The organism is Tolypothrix sp. PCC 7712, from assembly GCF_025860405.1.
GTDB lineage: Bacteria > Cyanobacteriota > Cyanobacteriia > Cyanobacteriales > Nostocaceae > Aulosira > Aulosira diplosiphon.
The window spans coordinates 6,696,653-6,718,093 of the sequence record NZ_CP063785.1; the positions used below are offsets into that span (position 1 = coordinate 6,696,653).

At 39.9% G+C, this 21,441-nt stretch carries 16 protein-coding genes; 9 read left to right on the top strand and 7 right to left on the bottom strand.

All coding sequences use genetic code 11. From position 1 onward, the window contains the following. The first annotated feature begins 235 nt into the window (after positions 1-235). Positions 236-1,564, top strand: a complete 1,329-nt coding sequence (locus tag HGR01_RS27650) for a serpin family protein (RefSeq protein ID WP_045874823.1) — start codon at positions 236-238, stop codon at positions 1,562-1,564. 259 nt (positions 1,565-1,823) lie between these two features. On the opposite strand, the gene HGR01_RS27655 is transcribed toward HGR01_RS27650, so the two are convergent. After that, positions 1,824-2,999, bottom strand: coding sequence for an AI-2E family transporter (locus HGR01_RS27655; RefSeq protein ID WP_045874824.1), 1,176 nt, complete (start codon positions 2,997-2,999; stop codon positions 1,824-1,826). Between the two features lie 241 nt (positions 3,000-3,240). On the opposite strand from HGR01_RS27655, the gene HGR01_RS27660 reads away from it, so the two are divergent. Beyond that, positions 3,241-3,615, top strand: a complete 375-nt coding sequence (locus tag HGR01_RS27660; RefSeq protein WP_045874825.1) for a hypothetical protein — start codon at positions 3,241-3,243, stop codon at positions 3,613-3,615. A 284-nt stretch (positions 3,616-3,899) separates the two neighbouring features. Beyond that, positions 3,900-5,324, top strand: a complete 1,425-nt coding sequence (locus HGR01_RS27665) for an LCP family protein (RefSeq protein ID WP_045874826.1) — start codon at positions 3,900-3,902, stop codon at positions 5,322-5,324. Positions 5,325-6,053: 729 nt separating this feature from the next. Here HGR01_RS27665 and HGR01_RS27670 read toward each other — a convergent pair. Further along, positions 6,054-6,206, bottom strand: coding sequence for a hypothetical protein (locus HGR01_RS27670; protein ID WP_167719612.1), 153 nt, complete (start codon positions 6,204-6,206; stop codon positions 6,054-6,056). A 440-nt stretch (positions 6,207-6,646) separates the two neighbouring features. On the opposite strand from HGR01_RS27670, the gene HGR01_RS27675 reads away from it, so the two are divergent. From HGR01_RS27675 to HGR01_RS27690, 4 genes are all read left to right on the top strand, one after another. Further along, positions 6,647-8,059, top strand: a complete 1,413-nt coding sequence (locus HGR01_RS27675; protein ID WP_081584184.1) for a nicotinate phosphoribosyltransferase — start codon at positions 6,647-6,649, stop codon at positions 8,057-8,059. Positions 8,060-8,166: 107 nt separating this feature from the next. Continuing rightward, the gene (locus HGR01_RS27680; protein WP_045874827.1) at positions 8,167-8,766 is read left to right on the top strand and encodes a nicotinate-nucleotide adenylyltransferase; all 600 of its coding nucleotides are present in this window, start codon (positions 8,167-8,169) and stop codon (positions 8,764-8,766) included. Then, positions 8,727-9,473, top strand: coding sequence for an NUDIX hydrolase (locus tag HGR01_RS27685; protein WP_045874828.1), 747 nt, complete (start codon positions 8,727-8,729; stop codon positions 9,471-9,473). Before HGR01_RS27680 ends, HGR01_RS27685 begins: the two co-directional genes overlap by 40 nt. A 63-nt stretch (positions 9,474-9,536) precedes the next feature. Continuing rightward, the gene (locus tag HGR01_RS27690) at positions 9,537-11,285 is read left to right on the top strand and encodes an NAD+ synthase (RefSeq protein ID WP_045874829.1); all 1,749 of its coding nucleotides are present in this window, start codon (positions 9,537-9,539) and stop codon (positions 11,283-11,285) included. Positions 11,286-11,577: 292 nt separating this feature from the next. On the opposite strand, the gene HGR01_RS27695 is transcribed toward HGR01_RS27690, so the two are convergent. The 3 genes from HGR01_RS27695 to HGR01_RS27705 all read right to left on the bottom strand — a co-directional run bounded on the left by HGR01_RS27695 (position 11,578) and on the right by HGR01_RS27705 (position 14,592). Continuing rightward, positions 11,578-12,009 carry an ATP-binding protein gene (locus HGR01_RS27695; protein ID WP_045874830.1) on the bottom strand — a complete coding sequence of 144 codons (432 nt, stop codon included), beginning with the start codon at positions 12,007-12,009 and terminating at the stop codon, positions 11,578-11,580. Between the two features lie 3 nt (positions 12,010-12,012). Further along, positions 12,013-13,686, bottom strand: a complete 1,674-nt coding sequence (locus HGR01_RS27700; RefSeq protein WP_045874831.1) for a SpoIIE family protein phosphatase — start codon at positions 13,684-13,686, stop codon at positions 12,013-12,015. A gap of 186 nt (positions 13,687-13,872) precedes the next feature. After that, positions 13,873-14,592 (bottom strand): response regulator transcription factor, encoded by a 720-nt coding sequence (locus tag HGR01_RS27705; protein WP_045874832.1) that lies wholly within the window; start codon positions 14,590-14,592, stop codon positions 13,873-13,875. 701 nt (positions 14,593-15,293) lie between these two features. On the opposite strand from HGR01_RS27705, the gene HGR01_RS27710 reads away from it, so the two are divergent. Both HGR01_RS27710 and ftsE read left to right on the top strand, forming a co-directional pair. Continuing rightward, complete coding sequence (locus HGR01_RS27710; RefSeq protein ID WP_045874833.1) at positions 15,294-16,049, top strand: WecB/TagA/CpsF family glycosyltransferase; 756 nt, start codon at positions 15,294-15,296, stop codon at positions 16,047-16,049. Positions 16,050-16,213: 164 nt separating this feature from the next. After that, positions 16,214-16,957, top strand: coding sequence for a cell division ATP-binding protein FtsE (gene ftsE / locus HGR01_RS27715; RefSeq protein ID WP_045874834.1), 744 nt, complete (start codon positions 16,214-16,216; stop codon positions 16,955-16,957). A 100-nt stretch (positions 16,958-17,057) separates the two neighbouring features. Here ftsE and HGR01_RS27720 read toward each other — a convergent pair whose 3' ends face one another. Together HGR01_RS27720 and HGR01_RS27725 are read right to left on the bottom strand one after the other, a co-directional pair. Next, a complete protein-coding gene (locus HGR01_RS27720) occupies positions 17,058-18,542 on the bottom strand; it encodes a response regulator (protein WP_081584185.1) in 1,485 nt (494 codons plus the stop codon). A 59-nt stretch (positions 18,543-18,601) separates the two neighbouring features. Beyond that, a complete protein-coding gene (locus HGR01_RS27725; RefSeq protein WP_235623152.1) occupies positions 18,602-21,187 on the bottom strand; it encodes a hybrid sensor histidine kinase/response regulator in 2,586 nt (861 codons plus the stop codon). Positions 21,188-21,441 lie beyond the last annotated feature (254 nt).

A 21,441-nucleotide genomic window follows, 5' to 3' on the forward strand; every position in this document is an offset into this window, starting at 1 on the left:
ATACGTTTATCCAAAAAGCAGGAAATATTTGAGAATCATGGGCCTGTGTAGCCGTCTCAATTAGCAATTACTAGGTTGTAGAAGTTTGACAGCTTTCCTGCAAATTATTTGCTGTTACCAAAACTGTAACAGACCCAGTTTTCTGCTCTTGTAAATGCCATAGTTAACACTTGACACATCATTTAGCGTCAACTTTAAAAGACAGCTAAAAATTAATGGCGAACGAGGTAGCAGAATGAATCGGCAGAAATTTAGTGGTGTGAAAGACAATTTCCTCCAAAGACGTTACGGTGTTCGATTAGGAAGACGTTACGTGCTGGCGGCTGCTAGCGTTGTGCTGTTCGGTGTTCTCGGCTGTTCTCAAATCAATAGTGATACGAGTGCTATGGCACAATCTCGTTTGCCAAATTCCGAGTCTCCTTTGCAAAAAAAAACTGTCAACCCAAATACAAAACTAGTTAATGCTAACAACAAATTCGGCTTTAAACTATTTTCTGAATTATTGAAAAAAGAAAGTAGTGAAAAGAACGTTTTTGTTTCCCCCTCAAGTGTGGCGATCGCTTTGGCGATGACATACAACGGAGCCAGTGGTTCTACGCAAAAAGCTATGGCGAGAACCCTGGAATTACAGGGGATGAATCTATCAGAAATCAATTCTTCTTACGCAGCATTAAAGAAGCTATTAGAGAATCCTGATGCTAATGTGCAACTGACTATTGCTAACTCCCTGTGGGCAAATCAAAACACCAGCTTTAAGTCAGACTTCCTCAAGAGAAACAAGGATTTCTATAATGCCCAGGTGACGAGTTTAAATTTTCAAGATGCTGAAGCACCCAATATCATCAATAACTGGGTTAAGGATAATACACAAGGTAAAATTAGCAAAATAGTCGATCAAATTCAACCAGACCAAGTACTTTTTTTGATTAATGCCATATATTTTAAAGGCAAATGGAGCAATGAATTTGATAAAAGTCAAACTGCTACATTACCTTTTTACCTAGCATCAGGTCAGCAGAAACAACACCCGATGATGTCGCAAGATGGGGATTATAGATACCAAGAGAATGACCAATTTCAGGCTGTAAGCTTGCCTTATGGTAAAGATGGGAAAGTTAGTCTTTATATCTTTTTACCTAAACAAAACTCCAACCTGAAAACCTTCTATCAAAGCTTGAATGCAGAAAACTGGGATAACTGGATGGCTCAATTTAGAAGACGCGAGGGGTCAATTCGGTTACCTAAATTTAAAACAGACTACGACGTGACACTCAACGATGCACTCAAAGCTTTAGGTATGGGGGAGGCTTTTAGCAACCAAGCTAATTTTGCTGGTATCGGTAAAAACCTTGCCATTAGCCAAGTGAAGCATAAAACTTTTGTGGAAGTGAATGAAGAAGGTACAGAAGCAGCTGCAGCTACTTCCGCCACAATTACGCTCACATCTGCTGCTACACCTACAGAACCATTCAAAATGATTGTTGACCGTCCTTTCTTCTGTGCTATTCGTGATAATCAAACAGGAAGCGTCTTGTTTATGGGTTCCATCATGGAGCCACAGTAATTGATTCATAAACACTGCGGGCAGGCGCGGTGTGTCTACAAATTTCAAAATTACGAATTTTGAATAATTCGTATTCAGGACTGGAGTACTGAATTTTCGAGTAAGTTTTGCGCTGACTACAAATTATTCTACTTTTAGGGACTTCTATCAATTAGATGATTCTATTTTGAAAGTGAAGAAGTCGATCGCAGTCTTCCGCCTCTGCTTCCTCTGCTGACACAACAAAGAATAACTTATTGCTCGATAGATAATTAACTTCCTACGGTGAAGTAGCTTCTGTGATGCTCAAGGGGTTTTTCGCTTCAGGTTTTGGGGGTTCTTCGGTTGTGGGTGCAGCTTTCTCGCTGGAATTTGTATATTCATCAGTATCGCTGCTTAATGATGTGGGACGAATCACGCTTAAAGCAGTTTTAATCACCACAGCAGTTGGTACTGCGACAATTACACCCAGAAGACCTCCAATTCTCGCCCCTGTTAATACTGAAATTACTACCAAGGCGGGGTTTAAACCCGTAAAGCTGCCTAAAATTCGAGGAGCAATTAAGTTTTCGAGAATTTGCTGCACAATTACCGCCGCAATTAAAACTCTGGCTCCCATCCAAAAATCTTGTAGCGATACTAATAAGGTAGTCAAGGCGATACCTACAGAACCGCCAAAGGGAACGAGGGCCATAATCCCAATTGTTAAGCCAAATAATAACCCAAACGGCACTTTTAACCACAAAAACGTGGGGATGAGTGCCGATGCCATACAGGTAGATAAAATTAGCTGGGTGATAAAGAAATTTTGAAAGCTCAGGCGTACTGTTTGCGAAAAAGGCTCACGAACTTTTGTAGGTAACCATTCCACCAAACTTTCCCAGAGTTCCCCCCCATGCTGTAAAAGATAAAAAGTCAAAATCATCGTCAAGACAAAGTCCAACAGACTAGTGAATGTGACTACAGCCAAATTGAGAACTTGTCCAGCGATCGCTTGCAATTGTCCCTTGACGCGATCGTTTATTTGCACGACTAGAGCATCCAGGTTAATTGGCAAGCCAAAAACCTCTGCTTTCTCATTTAACATCATTAACTGGGAGCGTCCTGAGTCAATCAACTCTGGTAAACGAGCCACGAGTTGTTGAGCCTGGGTAAGAGCTAGGGGAAACAGGGTAACACCCAACGCCAATAAAATTGATAAAGCCAAAAGAAATACTAAAATAGCAATCGGCTCTCGCCTAGCACCATGATGCTCCATCCAGCTAACAGGGTAGTTCAGCAGAAAAGCTAGCACTGAGGCTCCAACTAAAATCACAATTAACGAGTGAAAGTAATTGAAAATTGCCGAAATTGCCCAACCATTGAGTACTAGCAACGGAATGAATAGTGCGATCGCTCCGGTGCGCGCTAAGGGTGTTAGTGTTTCCCACCAGTCGAGTAGCTTGCGTGTCTGCATCTTTAGCCGATTACAGGATAGAACTAAATAAAATTCTGCTTTACAGCCTATTATCTCTAACTACATCACTGTCTTTCATCCTCCTAGTTTAGGATTAGACTCACCCAAATGGAAAATTTTTCCTTCACAAGGACTGGGGACTAGGGACTAGGGACTGGGTAATGGGTAAATTACTTTTGAGTACAGACGCGATTAATCGCGTCTCTCCAACCCACGACAACTACCAAAGGACAAATAACAAATGACCAATGACCAATCCCCGATTACTGATGCCTCTCCTAAATTACAGCTAGTTGTGTATTTAATTCCAGTTATTGGCTTTTTTCCGGCTATATGGACACTATATCGTCGTCAAGGAAACCGGGAACAACTGTCTACTAGCCGTCTGTCTATTACTTTGGCATTTACCTGGTTTTTTACCTACATTTTATTAGCAACAGGGGCTGCAACTTCAGATTTTTTCGCCCTGCGTCTATTAATTCTCAATAGCTTTCTAACTTCTGGTTATTTTTTGGTAAATGTCTGGTTAATTTTTCGCATCATTCAGGGGAAGTCTCACCGTTTGCCAGGGTTTAGCCGTTTAGCAGAGCGAGTTTTAGGAAAGTATATGTCTTAATATTCTAAGAAATACTTAAGTCAGTATTATTACTGAATTTTTTTGCTAATTTAAAGATTATCTCTTCAGAGATCTGGTCAAACTGGTTTATTGTTGTCATACTGCAATAACACAATATTTAATTTTTCCTTCAAAAAGCAAAAGACTGCTATAAGTGTTGTGGTTGACACAACATTTAAAAACTAAGCACTGATAATTAAGAATTAGCTATTATGATTTGATTTGTCTGCATATTTATTAGTTTGCAAATGTACCGAATTTGATCAGTAAGTGTGAGGAAGTCCGTGACCATTCAAAGAACTTCGGCGGAAGAAAACCAATCAGCAAATGACTCTAAGGCTAGCAAAAGAAGTATACCAAACTCAAAATCTGGACGTTGGTTATGGTTTTGGGTAGGTATGAGTGGTATTGCAATGGTTTCAGCAACAGCTGGGGCGCTGTTAGCTGTTTCTTTAACAAGTACACCTTTGCAGCAGGCCCAACTTAGCCCCCAAGAAGAAGCAGTATTTGATGGCGATCGCATTTCTGGAAGTGGTTTGAGATTTTCACAATTAACTCGTCCTGTGAACATTTTACTGATGGGGATGAGCGTACTTCCACCTGATATTGAGAATCCTCCAGCTGATGCTAAAAATCTCGGCTACCTTCCACAGGTGAACTCCTTTGATGGTCTTGCTGATGTCATGCTGTTGATCAAATTTGATCCAGAGACAAAGAAAATGGTCATGCTTTCTATTCCCAGAGATACTCGTACAGAAATAGAAGGACATGGCGTGAAAAAAATTAATCATGCCAATCTTGAAGGTGGGCCGGCTTTAACTGCGAAAACAGTTAGTAATCTCTTAAATGGAGTAGCAATCGATCGCTATGTCCGCATTAATGTTTTGGGAGTAGCAAAGCTAATTGATGCCTTGGGTGGAGTTACAGTCTACGTTCCCAAGGATATGAAATATCAAGATGATTCTCAACATCTATACATCAATTTGAAGGCTGGTAAACAGCATCTTAATGGCGATCAAGCACTACAATTACTCCGTTATCGTCATGATGAATTGGGTGATATTGGGCGAATTCAACGGCAACAAATGGTGCTGCGTGCTTTGATGGATCAGTCACTCAATCCTGCAACTGTGGCTCAAATGCCGAAAGTTTTGGATGTAGTTAAAGAATACATTGATACTAACTTGACAGTTGAAGAGTTAGTGGCACTAGTTGGCTTTGGCGTGCGAACCAATCGCTCCAATATGCAAATGTTAATGGTGCCTGGTCGATTTAGCGAAAAGAATGAGTATGATGCTAGCTATTGGTTGCCTAACAAAAATGCCATTGCTAAATTGATGACCAAACACTATGGTGTGGAATCAACACAGGCCCAAGAGGAAAATAATGTTGAACCTGCTGCGTTACGCATAGCAATTCAAGATAGCACAGGTGGCGATCGCTCTAGCTTACGTCCTTTAATCAAATCCTTAGAAAAAGCTGGATATCGCAATGTTTATATTGCTAAAGCTTGGGGTGAACCACTAGATACCACTCACATTGTCGCTCAACAAGGAGATGGCAATAGTGCAGAATTAGTTCGTCAACTTTTGGGATTTGGTGAAGTGAGAGTGGAAAGTACTGGGAATCTCGGTTCCGATATTAGTATTCAAGTAGGTAAAGATTGGGTACAACAAAAAGAGATTTTAGAAAAATCTACTAAACCTTAAACGTTGCTATGAATCTAATTATCGACATGAATTTAGTCTTAATTATCAAGCTGCACTACCTAAATTAAATAATTCCTAATTACTCAGGAACCTGAGAATTTAAAAAATCTCAATTTGTAGGGAACACCTAAAAACTTTTGGGTGTTCCCTACTTGTTAATAATCTATTTTTTGGCATTTCCTTAGAAAAACTCTCAATATGCTTCGGATAAGTATTTTGCATTTCCCTTATGCTTTAGGAAAAGGGTAATGGGAAAAGGGGTAAGGATGAATTCAATCCTTTTCCCTTTTTTCCCTGCCCCCTTAACCAAATACAATTCAGTTAAGAAAATTAATTGTTAACAAAACCAAAAAACTAGTACAACAAGGCAAAAGTCAAAAGTCAAAAGAAAGAATAGTTATACCACAAGCCTTTTAGCAATTACAGATGGTCTGTTTCTCTTACAAAGTTTGGCGGGACGGAAACCGACACCGCCAACTTTGCGCTATTTACGCCGACTTGTACTAGTTACTCAACAAAAAACAGAAGAATAATTTTGGAGGGGGTTTGGGGGACGCAACCGTCACCCAATCGGGGGTTTGGGGGAGAATCCCCCAATTGATCTGGCTTGTTTAATAAGTGACAAATCAATCACTAATGAGCTTAACCCAAGCATATTGCCCCTTAAACGAACAAAAAGGCGTGGGGAAAACCTCACGCCTTTATCTGTTTGAATCTCACAATCATCATTTACCAATTGTCCGCCATACCTTTCTTGTAAGGATCACCTGTAAATGGTTGTACGCCAATAACAGGATAAGCATCATCACTAGGAGCAAAAATCCGCATTGCGGCTTCAGAAATATATTGAGTGATATTAGCGATAATTCTCGAGATAGACATAATATTAGACCTCTGTTTACGGCTCACTTTAGATTGGTTATGTCTATACTTTAATTCTGATATTCTGACCTTGCTTAAATTCTCAATATATCAATAATCTCTGCAATAGTTTTTCAGATAGCTTTGCAATACTTTAGCCTATTTGCAAGTTCAACTTCTATGTTTAATTCTAATTGTAAACCTGCTATTTTTCAAACCCTTACCCGGTAAAGATGCAGGTATTTCCTAAAGACAATCTATTGTTACATTTCATTATAAATTTCGCAACCAAGGCGATTATTACTAACTATAACTATTAAAAAATATTAAATAAAAGCATGAATTAGTATTATTTTTCTAGGAAATCTAGCATTCCCAAGCATGAACTCGGTAGAGGTTGACAATATTTATGGTAAAAGTTACCATAAATATCACAAGCATTCTTGTAAGGACGCTCTGGCATGACAACGCTCCCAGACTTGGAGATCAATGCAAATCAAGAAAGATGGCAAAATTGGTTCAATCAGGAACTCAATTTTGCTGCTGAGGATTACAGCCTGTTGACTGACCTTTATCAGCTAACAATGGCAGCTTGTTACATAGGTGAAGGTGTAGAACAAAAACCAGCAAGCTTTGAGTTGTTTGCCAGAAAGCTACCTGAAGGCTTTGGCTATTTAATTGCAATGGGATTGGCGCAAGCTTTGGAATATTTAGAAAAGTTGCGTTTTAGTCCTTCGCAAATACAAGCTTTGCAGGCGACAGGAATTTTTGCCCACGCCAGCGATCGCTTTTGGTCATTGTTAGCTGAGGGGAGTTTTACTGGCGATGTGTGGGCAGTACCAGAAGGTACTGCAGTGTTTGCTAATCAGCCTTTGTTACGGGTGGAAGCACCACTTTGGCAAGCGCAATTAGTAGAAACCTACCTTTTAAATACTCTTAATTATCAAACTTTAATTGCTACTAGAGCAGCCAGAATTAGGGATGTAGCAGGAGAGCAAGCCACACTTTTAGAATTTGGTACTAGAAGGGCATTTAGCCCCCAAGGTTCATTGTGGGCGGCGCGGGCGGCGTTAGCAGGGGGATTAGATTCGACTTCTAATGTGTTAGCCGCGCTACAACTCAATCAACAACCAAGTGGTACTATGGCTCACGCCTTGGTTATGGCATTATCAGCAATGGCAGGCAGTGAAGAACAAGCTTTTACAGCCTTTCATCGCTATTTTCCGGGTGCGCCATTGTTGATTGATACTTACGATACGATCGCAGCTGCCCAACATTTAGCACCAAAAGTAAATTCCCAAGAAATGCAATTGAGTGGAGTCAGGCTAGACTCTGGAGATTTAGTTAGCTTGTCCCAAAAAGTGCGATCGCTTCTGCCGACTGTACCAATTTTTGCTAGTGGCGATTTGGATGAATGGGAAATTGCCAGGCTTAAAGCTGCTGGTGCTCAAATAGATGGTTATGGGCTAGGGACAAAATTAGTTACGGGTGCGCCTGTCAATGGTGTTTACAAACTTGTAGAAATTGATGGCATCCCTGTGATGAAGGAATCTCGTGACAAAGCTACTTATCCCGGACGCAAGCAAATATTTCGCTCGTTTGTTGGCGGAATGTTGCAGGTAGATAGATTGGGATTAGCTACAGAAACTCCTCTCGATGCAGAACCTTTGTTGCAACTGGTGATGAAGCAAGGGAAAAAAATGCAATCACCAGAATCTTTAGCAACAATTCGCCACCGTACTGCTGCATCGGTTGCTAGTTTACCAGAACAAACAAGGCGCTTAAATCAGCCTCTCTCAGTCAATGTGGAAATTTCTGCGGCGTTGCAAGATTTGACACAAAACACAAAGAAAACCGCAGAGGCACAAAGGTAATACCAATTTGAAAAATGATTGCGACAGATGGATTCACACTAAGTCGGATATAAACAGCCATTTCCAATCCACAACTCCAAAACTAAAATCCAAAATCGTATAACATTATGAGAATTGCTTTGTTTGGTACTAGTGCCGATCCACCAACTGCTGGGCATCAGGCTATTCTAAGTTGGTTATCTGAGCGTTATGATTGGGTAGCAGTTTGGGCGGCAGATAATCCCTTTAAATCCCATCAAACAGCATTAATACATCGGGCGGCAATGCTGCAATTATTAATTGCGGGTATCCAGACATCACGACACAATATTGCTTTGGAACAAGAATTGAGTAGCTTCCGCACTCTAGAAACTCTAGAAAAAGCAAAAATGCGTTGGGGAGAAGATCCCGAATATACTTTGGTGATTGGTTCCGATTTGCTGAATCAGCTACCCCGATGGTATAAAGTTGAAGATTTGTTGCGGCAAGTGCAATTATTAGTAGTGCCGCGACCGGGATATGCGATAGATGAGTCTAGCTTCGGGGAAGTGCAAAAGCTAGGCGGGAAAATTGCGATCGCCAGCTTGACTGGACTAGATATTTCCTCCACAGCCTATCGCGAACATGGGGATTCCCAAGCCCTAACTCCCCCTATAGTTGCCTATATTAATCGAGAGCATTTGTACAAATGCCAGGACGCAACCACAAAAAGTTTCCAACTCCGTTAAACCAACAACCTTTGGCTGATTTCAAGGTTGGTGTTGATAATGTAATTTTTTCTGTAGATACTGCCCAAAATCGACTGCTCGTGCTGTTGGTGATGCGGCAACAAGAGCCATTTTTAAATTGTTGGAGTCTTCCTGGTACTTTGGTGCGTCAAGGAGAATCTTTAGAAGATGCTGCCTATCGCATCATGGCTGAAAAAATCAGAGTTAAAAATCTCTATTTAGAACAGTTATATACTTTTGGCGGCCCCAATCGCGATCCCCGAGAAGCTACCGATAGTTACGGTGTGCGTTATCTCTCCGTCAGCTACTTTGCTTTAGTACGGTTTGAGGAAGCAGAATTAATTGCTGATGGAGTCACAGGTATAGCTTGGTATCCACTCAAACAATTACCAAAATTAGCCTTTGACCACAATCAAATTCTCAGCTACGGACATAGGCGTTTGCGAAATAAATTAGAGTACAGTCCGGTGGCTTTTGAAGTTTTACCAGAAATGTTTACTCTCAATGATTTATATCAGTTATACACCACAGTTTTAGGGGAAAACTTTTCTGATTATTCTAACTTTCGCGCCCGTCTACTCAAGTTAGGTTTTTTGTGCGATACCGGAGTTAAGGTATCCCGTGGCGCTGGTCGTCCAGCTAGTTTGTATAAGTTTGATGCTGAAGCTTTTGCTCCTTTCAAGGATAAGCCTTTGGTATTTATTTAACTGTAAAGTCCCAGGTCAAATGATAAATGACCAATGACAAATAACAAATGACAAATAACCAATATGAAAATTGCGATCGCTCAACTAAATCCTAAAATTGGTGACTTACCTGGAAACGCTGGGCAAATTCTCCAGGCAGCACATAAAGCAGTAGCATCTGGGGCGCGGTTGTTATTAACACCAGAACTTTCTTTGTGTGGCTATCCCCCAAGGGATTTATTGCTAAATCCCAGTTTTATAGCGGCGATGGGTACAACTTTGCAACAATTAGCTAGAGATTTACCGCCAAATTTAGCTGTTTTGGTAGGTACTGTAGAAGAAAATCTTAAAGCTAATACCACCGGTGGTAAATCTTTATTTAATAGCATCGCTTTGTTACAAGGTGGACAGGTAAAACAAGTTTTTCACAAGCGGCTTTTACCTACCTACGATGTGTTTGACGAAAACCGCTATTTTGAACCAGGATTACAAGCCAATTATTTCACCTTGGACGATTTGCATATTGGTGTTACGGTTTGTGAAGACTTATGGAATGATGAGGAATTTTGGGGTAAACGCAGTTATGCAGTTAACCCGATCGCGGATTTAGCAATTTTGGGCGTGGATTTAATTGTCAATTTGTCTGCTTCACCTTACAGCGTCGGTAAACAGCAGTTCCGCGAAGCTATGCTCAAGCATAGTGCAGTACGTTTTCAGCAGCCGTTGATCTATGCTAACCAAATTGGTGGCAATGACGACTTGATATTTGATGGGTGCAGTTTTGCCTTAAGTCGTCAAGGTGAAATTGTATCTCGCGCCCGTGGATTTGAAACTGACTTGCTGATAGTGGAATTTGATGAAAAACAGCGAGATTTTAAGTTAGGTAAAGTAGCGCCTGTTGATGATTCAGCAGATGCTGAAATTTGGCAAGCTTTGGTTTTAGGTGTGCGTGATTACGCCCATAAGTGTGGCTTTACTAAAGTAGTGCTGGGTTTAAGTGGCGGGATTGATTCTTCATTAGTAGCTGCGATCGCAGTGGCTGCACTTGGTAAGGAAAATGTCTTTGGTGTGTTAATGCCTTCTCCCTATAGTTCCGATCATTCCATCAGCGATGGTTTAGCATTAGGTGAGAATTTGGGTATAAAAACCACTACATTACCAATTGCCGAACCGATGAAAAGCTTTGACAACTCCTTAGCTGAGTTGTTTGCAGGTACTGAGTTTGGCATTGCCGAAGAGAATCTGCAATCTCGAATTCGGGGTAATTTATTAATGGCGATCGCCAATAAATTTGGCTACCTCCTGTTATCGACTGGTAATAAGTCAGAAATGGCAGTTGGTTACTGTACCCTTTACGGAGATATGAATGGCGGGTTAGCAGTCATTGCGGATGTTCCCAAAACCCGCGTTTATTCAATTTGTCATTGGTTAAATCGCAATGGCGAAATTATTCCCCAAAATGTTCTCACTAAAGCACCAAGTGCTGAACTCAAACCAGGACAAGTAGATCAAGATTCTCTTCCACCCTATGAAGTTCTAGATGACATCTTAGAACGCCTAATTCACCAACACCAATCAGCAGCCGAAATTGTCAGTGCTGGACATGATGCAGTCATTGTAGACCGAGTAATTCAAATGCTAGCCCGTGCAGAATTTAAACGGCGACAAGCACCCCCTGGCTTAAAAATCACCGATCGCGCTTTTGGTACTGGTTGGCGAATGCCAATTGCGAGTAGTTGGGCTGCTTTAAAAAATACTTCGTCAGGTCAAAGCATCCCTACCCCTACTTTAGTAGGCAGAGATGGCAAAGATACTAATCTGCGGATGAAGTAACTCAATATTACAGGTCAATATCTCTGGTGCTGATTGGTTTCTAGCCTGTGGCTGGGAACCATTTAGTTTTTAATATAGGTTTGGCAAAATTCAGGCATTTAGCTTAATAGTGTGAAGAAAATGTGCGATCGCTTCAACTCCATCACACAGCTTAAGCAAGTCTTGATTGCTCAATGAGAAATTAGGGAACAGCAATATAGATCTTAGGCAGCTACAGAATTCAAGCTCCGATTGCAAATTGTCTCAAAGCTTTAAGCCTCGTACTCTATCCGAGACTCTACGCCTACTTAATTCAGCTTTTCTGTACTAATTCTGGCAATGTCGCTTCTAACTTGAGGCAGTTAGCACCATCTACTTGCAACTGATACTCTACTTTATCCATTAATCGATTCATAATTAGCCAACCATAGCCGCCTTCTTGTTTGGCGACAGGATTCGGCGGAAAGTAGGTAGACATATCAAAGCCTTCACCATAATCCCAAACTTCTAAGGCTAAATCCCGTTCCTTAAGTTCCAAACGCAGTAACACTGGCAAATTGGGCTGTTCTTTATGGGCATGACGTACTACATTCGAGTAGGCTTCAACCAAAGCTAGCCGCAAACGACTTGATTGCCGTGACCAATCAACCGATTCTCCTAGCTGGATTTTCAGGCATCCCAGCAACCAGTTTTCAACGATGTTTAAAAAATTTAAGTCACTAGGTACGTGTAACTCACTTTTCATTAGTTATAAAACCTCCAATGAGAGTATAGTTTGGTCATCTTCTTGAACTTGGTTGTTTGCCTGGATGCGAGTTAGTAGATGAGTAAGAGAAAGCGGTTTTGGTTCCTGTTGTAAAAGTTGCCAAAGACCATCTTGATTTAGCATTGAACGGCTAAATCCTTGACTACCATTCCCAGTATTATCACTACTAAATACATTACTTGATACCATTGCTTCTGTAATTCCATCACTGGCTAAGAGTAAGGTATCTTGACGATTTAACACTAAACGACCAGACTGTGCTTGCCACTTGGGTAAAATACCTAAGGGAACACTGCGTACCTTTAGGTAGTGTGGTTGTTCGGTAGCACTTGTAGGCGATGACCAGAGTAAGGGATAAATGTGACCAGCGTTAGCATAAACCAGTTCCCTAGTGCTAGGGGTATAACAAGCTAAGACGAGAGTGATAAAGCAATTATTGCTAATCAAGTCATCCGACATAGCATGATTCAAATTCTGCATGACCACATTTGGCTCAGCTGGTGTTTCCTGAGATAATTCCCGACGTAAAACCGAAATGGCACTAGCCATAAACAAAGCCGCTGGAACTCCTTTACCAGAAACATCACCCACTGCTAACCACAAGTCACCTTTGGGATGAACAAAAACTTCAAAAAAATCTCCTCCTACCTCCCGCGCCGCATAGCAGCAAGCTTGCACTTTCACACCCTTGATATCTGGTAAACTTTGCCTGAGCAGATTATTTTGAATTTGGCGAGCCACTTCTAATTCAGCGCGAATTTGCTGCTGTTTTTCTTGCAGGCGCTGGTATAATTTTGCCTGAGAGAGGGCTAAGGCTGCTTGTTCCGCCACACCTGCAATTAGTTGGATATCTTCATCTTGCCAAGAATGAACGCTACCTCTTTGGTAGAGAGCCAGAACAGCCAGTAAGTGTTGTTGGTAAGATAATGGCACAACTAATTGGTGGCAAGGATTACCATCATCTGTACCTTGAGTCAGTTGGTATTGATGAGTTGCAAGGACTTTTTCGATTAACTCACTGGGATCGAAAACACTGCTTGATGCATTGTATTGAGGATTTTGGTAGGAATACAGGTCTGATGTCAGAGAATCACCCTCTACAGGCCTTAGAAAGCAACAAGTAGCTTCAAACGTTTCTCCAATAGTGGCAACAATCTTGTGCAGCATACTGTCGTAGTCTAAAGACTCCCGAATTGCTGTTGTTACTGCATTAAACAAAGATTCTCGCCGCAAAGCACGCCTTAACTCTTGGGTACGCTTTTTTACCAAACGATAAGTATCAGTTGCTTGTTCTACTAATGCTTTCAATCGTTGCGGGTTCCAGGGTTTGGTGATGTACTTGAATACCTGACCAGAGTTAATTGCATCTACTAAGTCTTCGACATCCGTAAAACCAGTCAACAGAATCCTAATCGTATCGGGAAAGCGCTCCACTGTGCGACTGAGAAATTCCGTACCGTTCATTTCTGGCATTCTTTGGTCAGAAATAATCACGGCCATCTCGCCTTCTTTGTCTAATATTTCTAGGGCAGCACGAGCATGATTGGCTTGATATACTTCAAAATCTCGTCTAAAAGTGCGGTAGAGTAAGTCTAAGTTATCTGGCTCATCATCTACCACCATGAGCTTAAGTTTGCATATTTCTACTTCAGTCATATTTGACTTTAACTTTTTAGATACTGCAATAGCAAAATAGTGTAATTTTTATCACACATAATAAATCATGACATAATCAAAAAATTACCTATAAAGAGAAGTTACCCACTTTGAACTTGAGAATTGGGTCAAAGTTGTAAATTTCTCTTTAAATTCCTGCACTGGGTGCTACAGCTAAAATCAACCCTATCCCACTAATCCAGAACGCAAGGCACGAACTGCGGCTTGGGTGCGATCGTCAGCACATAGCTTGTTCAAAATATTCCGAACGTGAGTTTTTACTGTACCGACTGTGATATAAAGTCTCTCAGCGATAACTGCATTACTACAACCTTCGACAATCAACTGTAACACTTCCAATTCCCTTTCTGTCAGCGTATAAGCATCTATATTTTCTGGATTTTCCCCAGGATCAGAGGTAAGAAAAGTATTTTTGCTGTCTAATGACACTTTATCCTGTTTAGCAGGATTTTGTTGTGCTTGTTGCAATACAATTCGCGCGATCGCTGGATCAATCCAAGCGTTGCCATTGTATGTGACTCGCACTGCTTCCAGTAAATTATCGAATTTGATATCTTTCATACAGTAAGAATCAGCCCCAGCAGCAAAAGCTGCTAGCACAGCTTCCTTGTTATCTCTTAGTGTCAAAATTAATACTTTTGTTCTTAAATCTTCTCCATTACTAGTAGATTTCAACTCCCGCGTTAACTCAATGCCATCTTTATCTGGTAACCCAATATCTACAATCGCAATATCCGGTTGTAGCATTTTTAGCATTTTTAGACCTTCTGCAGCATTGGCAGCTTCTCCTACAATCTCAATTTCTTCTTTTTGCAGTAGTGCTGTCCGAATACCCACACGGGTGAGGTCATGATCTTCAATGAGAGCAATACGAATTTTACTCATAGCCAAGTTCCGCCCGTTACACTACCTTAACTGTAAAATCGAGTTTACTCAAAAGTTCAAAATTTGTGAGAGATGCAATTGCAAGACATTTCCTTACAAATGCTAGAAGTGCGTTGTGACTCAGGCTAACACTTAAGGGTGTTGCTCTTACCACAGGCATTCATTCTCTCTGGGAACAATACACTTCAATCATAGAATCAACAGGGGTTTACCCCAACCGAAAACCAAACATTAGCAAAAAAGGATTTTCATGCTTAGAAGGCTTACACATAAATACAAGAACTCGGAAGAAATACATAAATGTCTCTAGCGGAAATGCTAATTTTCCGCTATTGTTTGCGTAAATCATAGCTTTTTTGTCTCCAAAGTTAGGTGTAATAGTCTATCTGCTAAAGCTAACCTAGTGCTTATACCGAGTAAAAAATACTAACCCTAAGCTCTTGCCAAAGTCCCTTTTTCATTCGAGGGTGTAGGTAATTTATGACTGCTACATCTTTTATATAAGAAATTTTTATGAAGTAAAATATTGAAAATACTGTGATCATCTTATTTTTTAAACCAACTGTAAAAGATAATTTACTGAGTTTTATCGATGTTAAAAACCTATTCGTTGTTGCTAAAATTACAACAAGCAATATATTAAAAAATTTGATAGACTAACGTTCTATAAATTGTGGTGAGAGGTGAAGGAAGAATCTGTTATGTCTAAACAGACTAAAGCGTTTTCAGTGTTGGGAATACCAGTTCACGTGATGGCGAACTACCCCGCTTGGTTGCTTGAATGCTTAAAACAAGGCAAAGGCACTCATGTAGTCACTCTCAATGCAGAAATGACTATGCAAGCAGAGCGCAATGGTTCCTTAGCGAAAGTAATTCAAGATGCTGATTTAGTCATTCCTGATGGAGCAGGAGTTGTTTTGTATTTGCGCTGGCTTTTATGGCAAAAAGTGCAACGTTGTCCAGGTATTGAACTAGCAGAAACACTATTGCGAGATTTGGGACAAAAACAGCCAGATGCAAAAGTATTTTTCTATGGAGGAGCACCTGGTGTCGCTGCAAAAGCAGCGGAATTTTGTCAGCAAAGAATCCCAGGATTGACAATAACAGGTACTCACTCTGGCTATCATTCTAAACAAGAAGAAGAACAGTTGCGGCAAACTCTCAGCCAGTTGCAGCCACAAGTTATATTTGTAGGTTTAGGTGTACCACGTCAAGAATTATGGATTGCGGAAAATCGTCATTTGTGTCCCCACGCAATTTGGATTGGTGTTGGTGGCAGTTTTGATATTTGGTCTGGTGTGAAAAACCGTGCTCCTGCTTGGTTAGGAAATAACAATTTAGAATGGCTGTATCGGCTTTATCAAGAGCCTTGGCGCTGGCGACGGATGTTAGCTTTGCCAGAGTTTGCCTTCAAAGCTTTTGTTTATCACTTCACTGCAAGAGGTGCAATTAGTTAGGGATACAAGTTTTGAGTCCTCAGCCTTGAGTGGTAAGAATTACTTATTGAGAAATTTGAGATTTTTGGTTTGAGATTTGTGATTCCCGGGTTTAGCTTGGGAATCATTAATTTTGTAAGGAATTTCAAATATTTAAATCTCAGTCTGTACCTAACAATTCAGCAATGCCAGTATTAACCACTCAAGCAACACAGAAGCAATTTGTTCATCAGGACATTGAAACTCAAAAGCAAAGTAGCAACGCTCCAGTTATATTAAGATTGTCTTCTGTGACCAAAACCTATGCCAACGGCTGTCATGCTTTGTTGGACGTAAACTTAGAGGTAAAAGAAAAAGAATTTTTATTTATCACAGGCCCCAGTGGTTCTGGTAAATCAACTCTCTTGAAGTTACTGTATGGTGAAGAGTTAGCAACAAAAGGAGAAGTAATTGTCGATCAATTCAATATGGCATCTTTAAGGGGCGATCGCTTGTCATTATTGCGGCGGCGCATTGGCATTGTTTTTCAGGACTATAAGCTGATTCGCCAACGGACAGTAGCTGAAAATATCACCTTTATCTTGCAAGCTCAAGGTTATACCCGCAAAGAAATTCAACGTCGTTTAGAACCAACATTAAAACTAGTGGGTTTGCTTTCTAAAGCTGATTGCTTTCCCGATCAACTCTCTGGCGGAGAACAACAACGAGTGAGTATTGCACGTGCGATTGTGGCAACACCTCCACTACTTTTGGCAGATGAACCTACAGGAAACCTCGATCCAGATAACTCTTGGCAAGTTATGCAGATTCTCCAAAAATTAAATTCTTTTGGCGCAACTGTAATTGTCACGACTCATGATGAACAACTAGTACGTCAATGTAACCATCCAGTGGTACAAGTTCGTAGTGGACGATTATATCGCAAATAAATAGCAGTTCTTAATCATATGAATTCAGAGTAGTTGATGTTATTAATATTTACCTAAATTAATTTTAGCCTTTATAGAATTGAGAAATCATCAGAGATTTTCACAATTCATTGAGAATTGCTATATCTTGACGATAATGAGGAAATGATTGATTCTGCATAGAGTTTGTCGGTACATCTTGAGACTGCCACCAGTTTGTATTGGACAACTTAATCAATTGAATTGGAATTTCAATGATAAACTCTGCACCTTTGCCTGGACTGGAAATACATGACAATGAACCACCATGTTTTTCCGTAACAATTTGATGGCTAATTGACATCCCTAATCCTGTTCCTTTACCTGCTGGTTTAGTCGTGAAGAAAGGGTCAAATACCCGCTTTTGGACTTCTTTCGGTATACCTGGGCCATTATCAGCAATCCGAATAGCAATACGATTAGCACCGACAATTTCTGTCTGAATCCGAATCATCGGTGATAAGGTACAATAACTATGCCCATCTCCCATTAACTCTTCTAAAGCATCAATGGCATTGCTGAGGACGTTCATAAAGACTTGGTTTATTTGTCCAGCAAAGCATTCTACTGGTGGTAAGTTTCCATAGTCCTTAACCACCTGAATTGGTGGATATTCTGTACTGGCTTTCAACCGATGGTCAATCATCATTAGCGTACTGTCTAATCCATCATGAATATCGACTTGTTTAACTTCCGCCTCGTCGTGGCGGGAGAAGTTGCGGAAAGATTGGACAATTTCTTGAATTCGTTGCGTTCCAACTGCCATTGAAGAGATAATCTTGGGTAAATCTGCCCTCATAAAATCTAGGTCAATTTCCTTTGATTTTTTAGTAATCTCTGGAGTGGATTCAGGAAACTGAGTTTGATAAAGTTTGAGGAGTTCTAACAAGTCATTAATGTAGGAACTGGCGTGATCGAGATTGCCATGAATAAAGTTTATGGGATTGTTAATTTCGTGCGCTACACCTGCTACCAATTGGCCTAGTGTGGCTAACTTTTCTGTTTGAATCAATTGAACTTGAGCATTTTTCAGGTCTTGTAATGCTTGCGATAGTTCCTTAGTTCTTTCTGTAACCCTTTGCTCTAACTCTTGAGTTAACTTTTGCAATGCAGTTTCAGCGTTAGCACGTTCTGTAATTTCTTGTTTAAGACGCACATTTTGTTTTTCCATTGCCGCACTAATATTTTGCAGCTTCAAGTGAACTTGAATACGAGCTAGTGCTTCTGCTTGTTGAAATGGCTTAGTAATATAGTCTACGGCACCTAAAGAAAGTCCTTTGACTTTATCCACTGTGTCACTCAGAGCAGTCATAAAAATGATGGGGATATTTTTGGTTTTCGGATTTGCTTTTAGTCGACAACAAGTTTCAAATCCATCAATACCTGGCATCATTACATCTAATAAAATCAACTCTGGTGGATCGTATTCGATTTGCTTAATAGCACTTTCACCAGTCGTTGCAACTGCAACATCAAATCCTGCATCAGTTAAAGCTTCTGAAAGTACTTCTAAATTTGTAGGAGTATCATCAACTATCAAGATTAAATTGGTATCTGAGTTCTGCATTATACTGATTTTAAATTATTGATTTAAATAGCTTTATTTTAACTATTAAAGCATTTTTATTAAGTAAATTTGATATATTTCTCAATAAGATTTTGAATTTTTTCTATTTGAAAACTCTGAGTTAAGGTTTGAATCTCTTGAACAAATGGTAGAAATCTATGATCGGATTTTTCTATTTCAGATAATTGATTTTGTAAAGCTTTAATTCGACCTTTTAAAGCCAACTCATACAAGCGATTTAATTCTTCTATTGGTGGGGGTACTATTTCTTGACTAAGTGGTAATGATGAGTTATTTTCTTCTTCATAATTCCATTCTATTTCTAGGTGAGTCTGTAATTTTTCAAGTAAGTCAGAAGCTTGCACTGGCTTAGGTAGAAAATCATCGGCACCAGCATCTAAACTCTTCTGCTTGTCAGTATCAAAAACACTAGCTGATGAAACAATAATCTTGATATCTTGATAATCTGGTAAATTACGTAGATGTTGAATCATTTCCAATCCGTTCATCACTGGCATAGTAATATCAGTAATTATTAAGTTAGGTTGATAATCAACTGCTTTGGCTAATCCTTCTTTACCATCTTCTGCTTCTACAATTTCAAAACCAATTGGTTCCAGTAAATTCATGAGCACAGAGCGATTTTCCCAACGATCATCTACTACCAGAATTTTTTGTTTTTTTCCTTGAAAACTAGTGATAGAGCCTTGTTGAGTTACTTTAGATTTATCCGCCCATTCTAAAGATTCAGGGATATCGGCATCAAACCAAAAACTACTACCTTTTTCGGGTTGGCTTTGCACTTCGATAGTACCACCCATCATCTCAACAATTTTTTGACTAATAGCTAATCCTAACCCTGTTCCTTCTGATTGTTTTTTGAGGTTACCTACCTGCTCAAAAGGTAAAAATATTTGCTCTATTTGCTCACTACTAATCCCCACACCAGTATCTTCAACTTGGAAGCGAATTTGATAAATTACTGGTTCTTGAAAAGAAATACTTTTAATTTGTAGAATTTTTACCGTAAACGTTACATTACCTTTTTCAGTAAATTTAATTGCGTTACCCAATAAATTTATCAAAACCTGTCTTAAACGCTTTTCATCAATATGGATACCTGTTGGTAGTTGAGTATCTGGTTGATAAATAAAGTTTAGACCTTTTTGTTCTGCTTTAATTCTACAAATTTCAGCGACGGCTTGGAGAAAGGAGGGAAAATGAAAATTTGTCGGATGTAATTCCATTTTCCTGGCTTCGATTTTAGAAAGGTCAAGAATATCGTTAATTAGGGTCAGCAGATGGGAACCACATTGGTTAATAATTATAATCCCTTTCTGCTGCTTCTCTGTCATATTTTTTGAACTTTGCAGAATTTGAGCATAGCCTAAAATTCCATTGAGAGGTGTACGAAGTTCATGACTCATGTTAGCCAGGAATTCGCTTTTAGCTCTGTTAGCACTATCAGCTAATTCTTTAGCTTCTTGGAGTTCAGATGTACGTTCCTGAACTCGCAGTTCTAACTCCTCAAAGGACTCTTTTAATTGTGCTGTCATTTGGTGGAAAGACTGTGTCAAAATTTCGATTTCATCGGCGTTTTGGAACTCTGATTGATAGTTTTGCCTGCTATTAACAACCAATACAGCATCTTGACCTAGACGAAGTGCCCTTTGAGCATCCACTTCTGCTAGCTTCTGGCATTCTTCAAGAATTGGTTGCAAGCGTTTATTAAGTTGACGGATAAACAAAGTCACCACTAATGCTAGTACCATACCAGCACCTAAAGCACCACCAACTGCAATAGATAATACTGGGACTAACACAACTGACTGAGGGACTACTGCTAACATCAACCAGTTAGTTCCCTGTACCCGTTGAAATACCCAGTATTTACCCTTAGCCTGCATAAAACCATCATTATCGGTTTCGAGTTGCTTCCATACATCCCTTAACTCTGGTATGTCCTTATAGGTTGCTAATGATTTAGCTTTTCCTGGTTCTGGTGGATACGCCAGCAAATTACCTTTTTGGCTGACAATTGCAAAGTAACCTCCTCCCCAGGTTACGGGTTTTTTGATTTCTTCTGTAAGTGCTGTAACGCTGACATCCAATCCTACAACACCAATAAGTTCATCACGATTATTGAATACGGGAGATGTAGTGGTGGTCATAGTAATTCCAAACCAATTATATGGCTCTAACCAGACTTCTTTTCCCGCTTTTACAGGTAATGTATAGTAGTCATTTTCAAAACAAGTTGCTTCAAGCCCACAGATATCAGTGAGTCGATAATCATTATGAGGAAATGGTAAAGGGTTCCCTACTTGACCAGGTATATTCTGATCTTTATATATATAAGGCCAATAAAACTTCCTATCTGAGAGAATTTTGTAAGCTGCTTGGCCAAACCCAGCTCCCATAGTTAGAGATGAGCGTTTTTGAAGAATTTCAAAAACTATTTTCTTATAAGCATCTGGATCTTTTATTCCTATATCGTTCAAAGTTTTAGCCCCTGCAACCAGACTTAGCATCGATTGTTCTGCTCTACCTAGTTTTCCCTCAACAGACCTGACTTGCGTGCTGAGATTTGCTTCTATTTCTTTTTGTGCCCGATATTCGAGTGCTTTATAGAAGAAATAGGACATACTACCTAATCCAACCAAAGCACCACTTAATACATAGAAGAATAATCTTGATCCGATTGATTTACGTAGGTGGCTTTGCATAGTCTTAACGAGTCTTACTTTATAGGGTGTTTGATGGATGCTGGGTTGATGGTACTAGTTATTATTCATAGTTAATAATTCCCTATTAGGTTTAACAAATAACGCTTGAGGAAAAATTAATTAGTAACTTGACCCAGGTAATATCAAACCCATAGATGTCATTAGACTGGTCT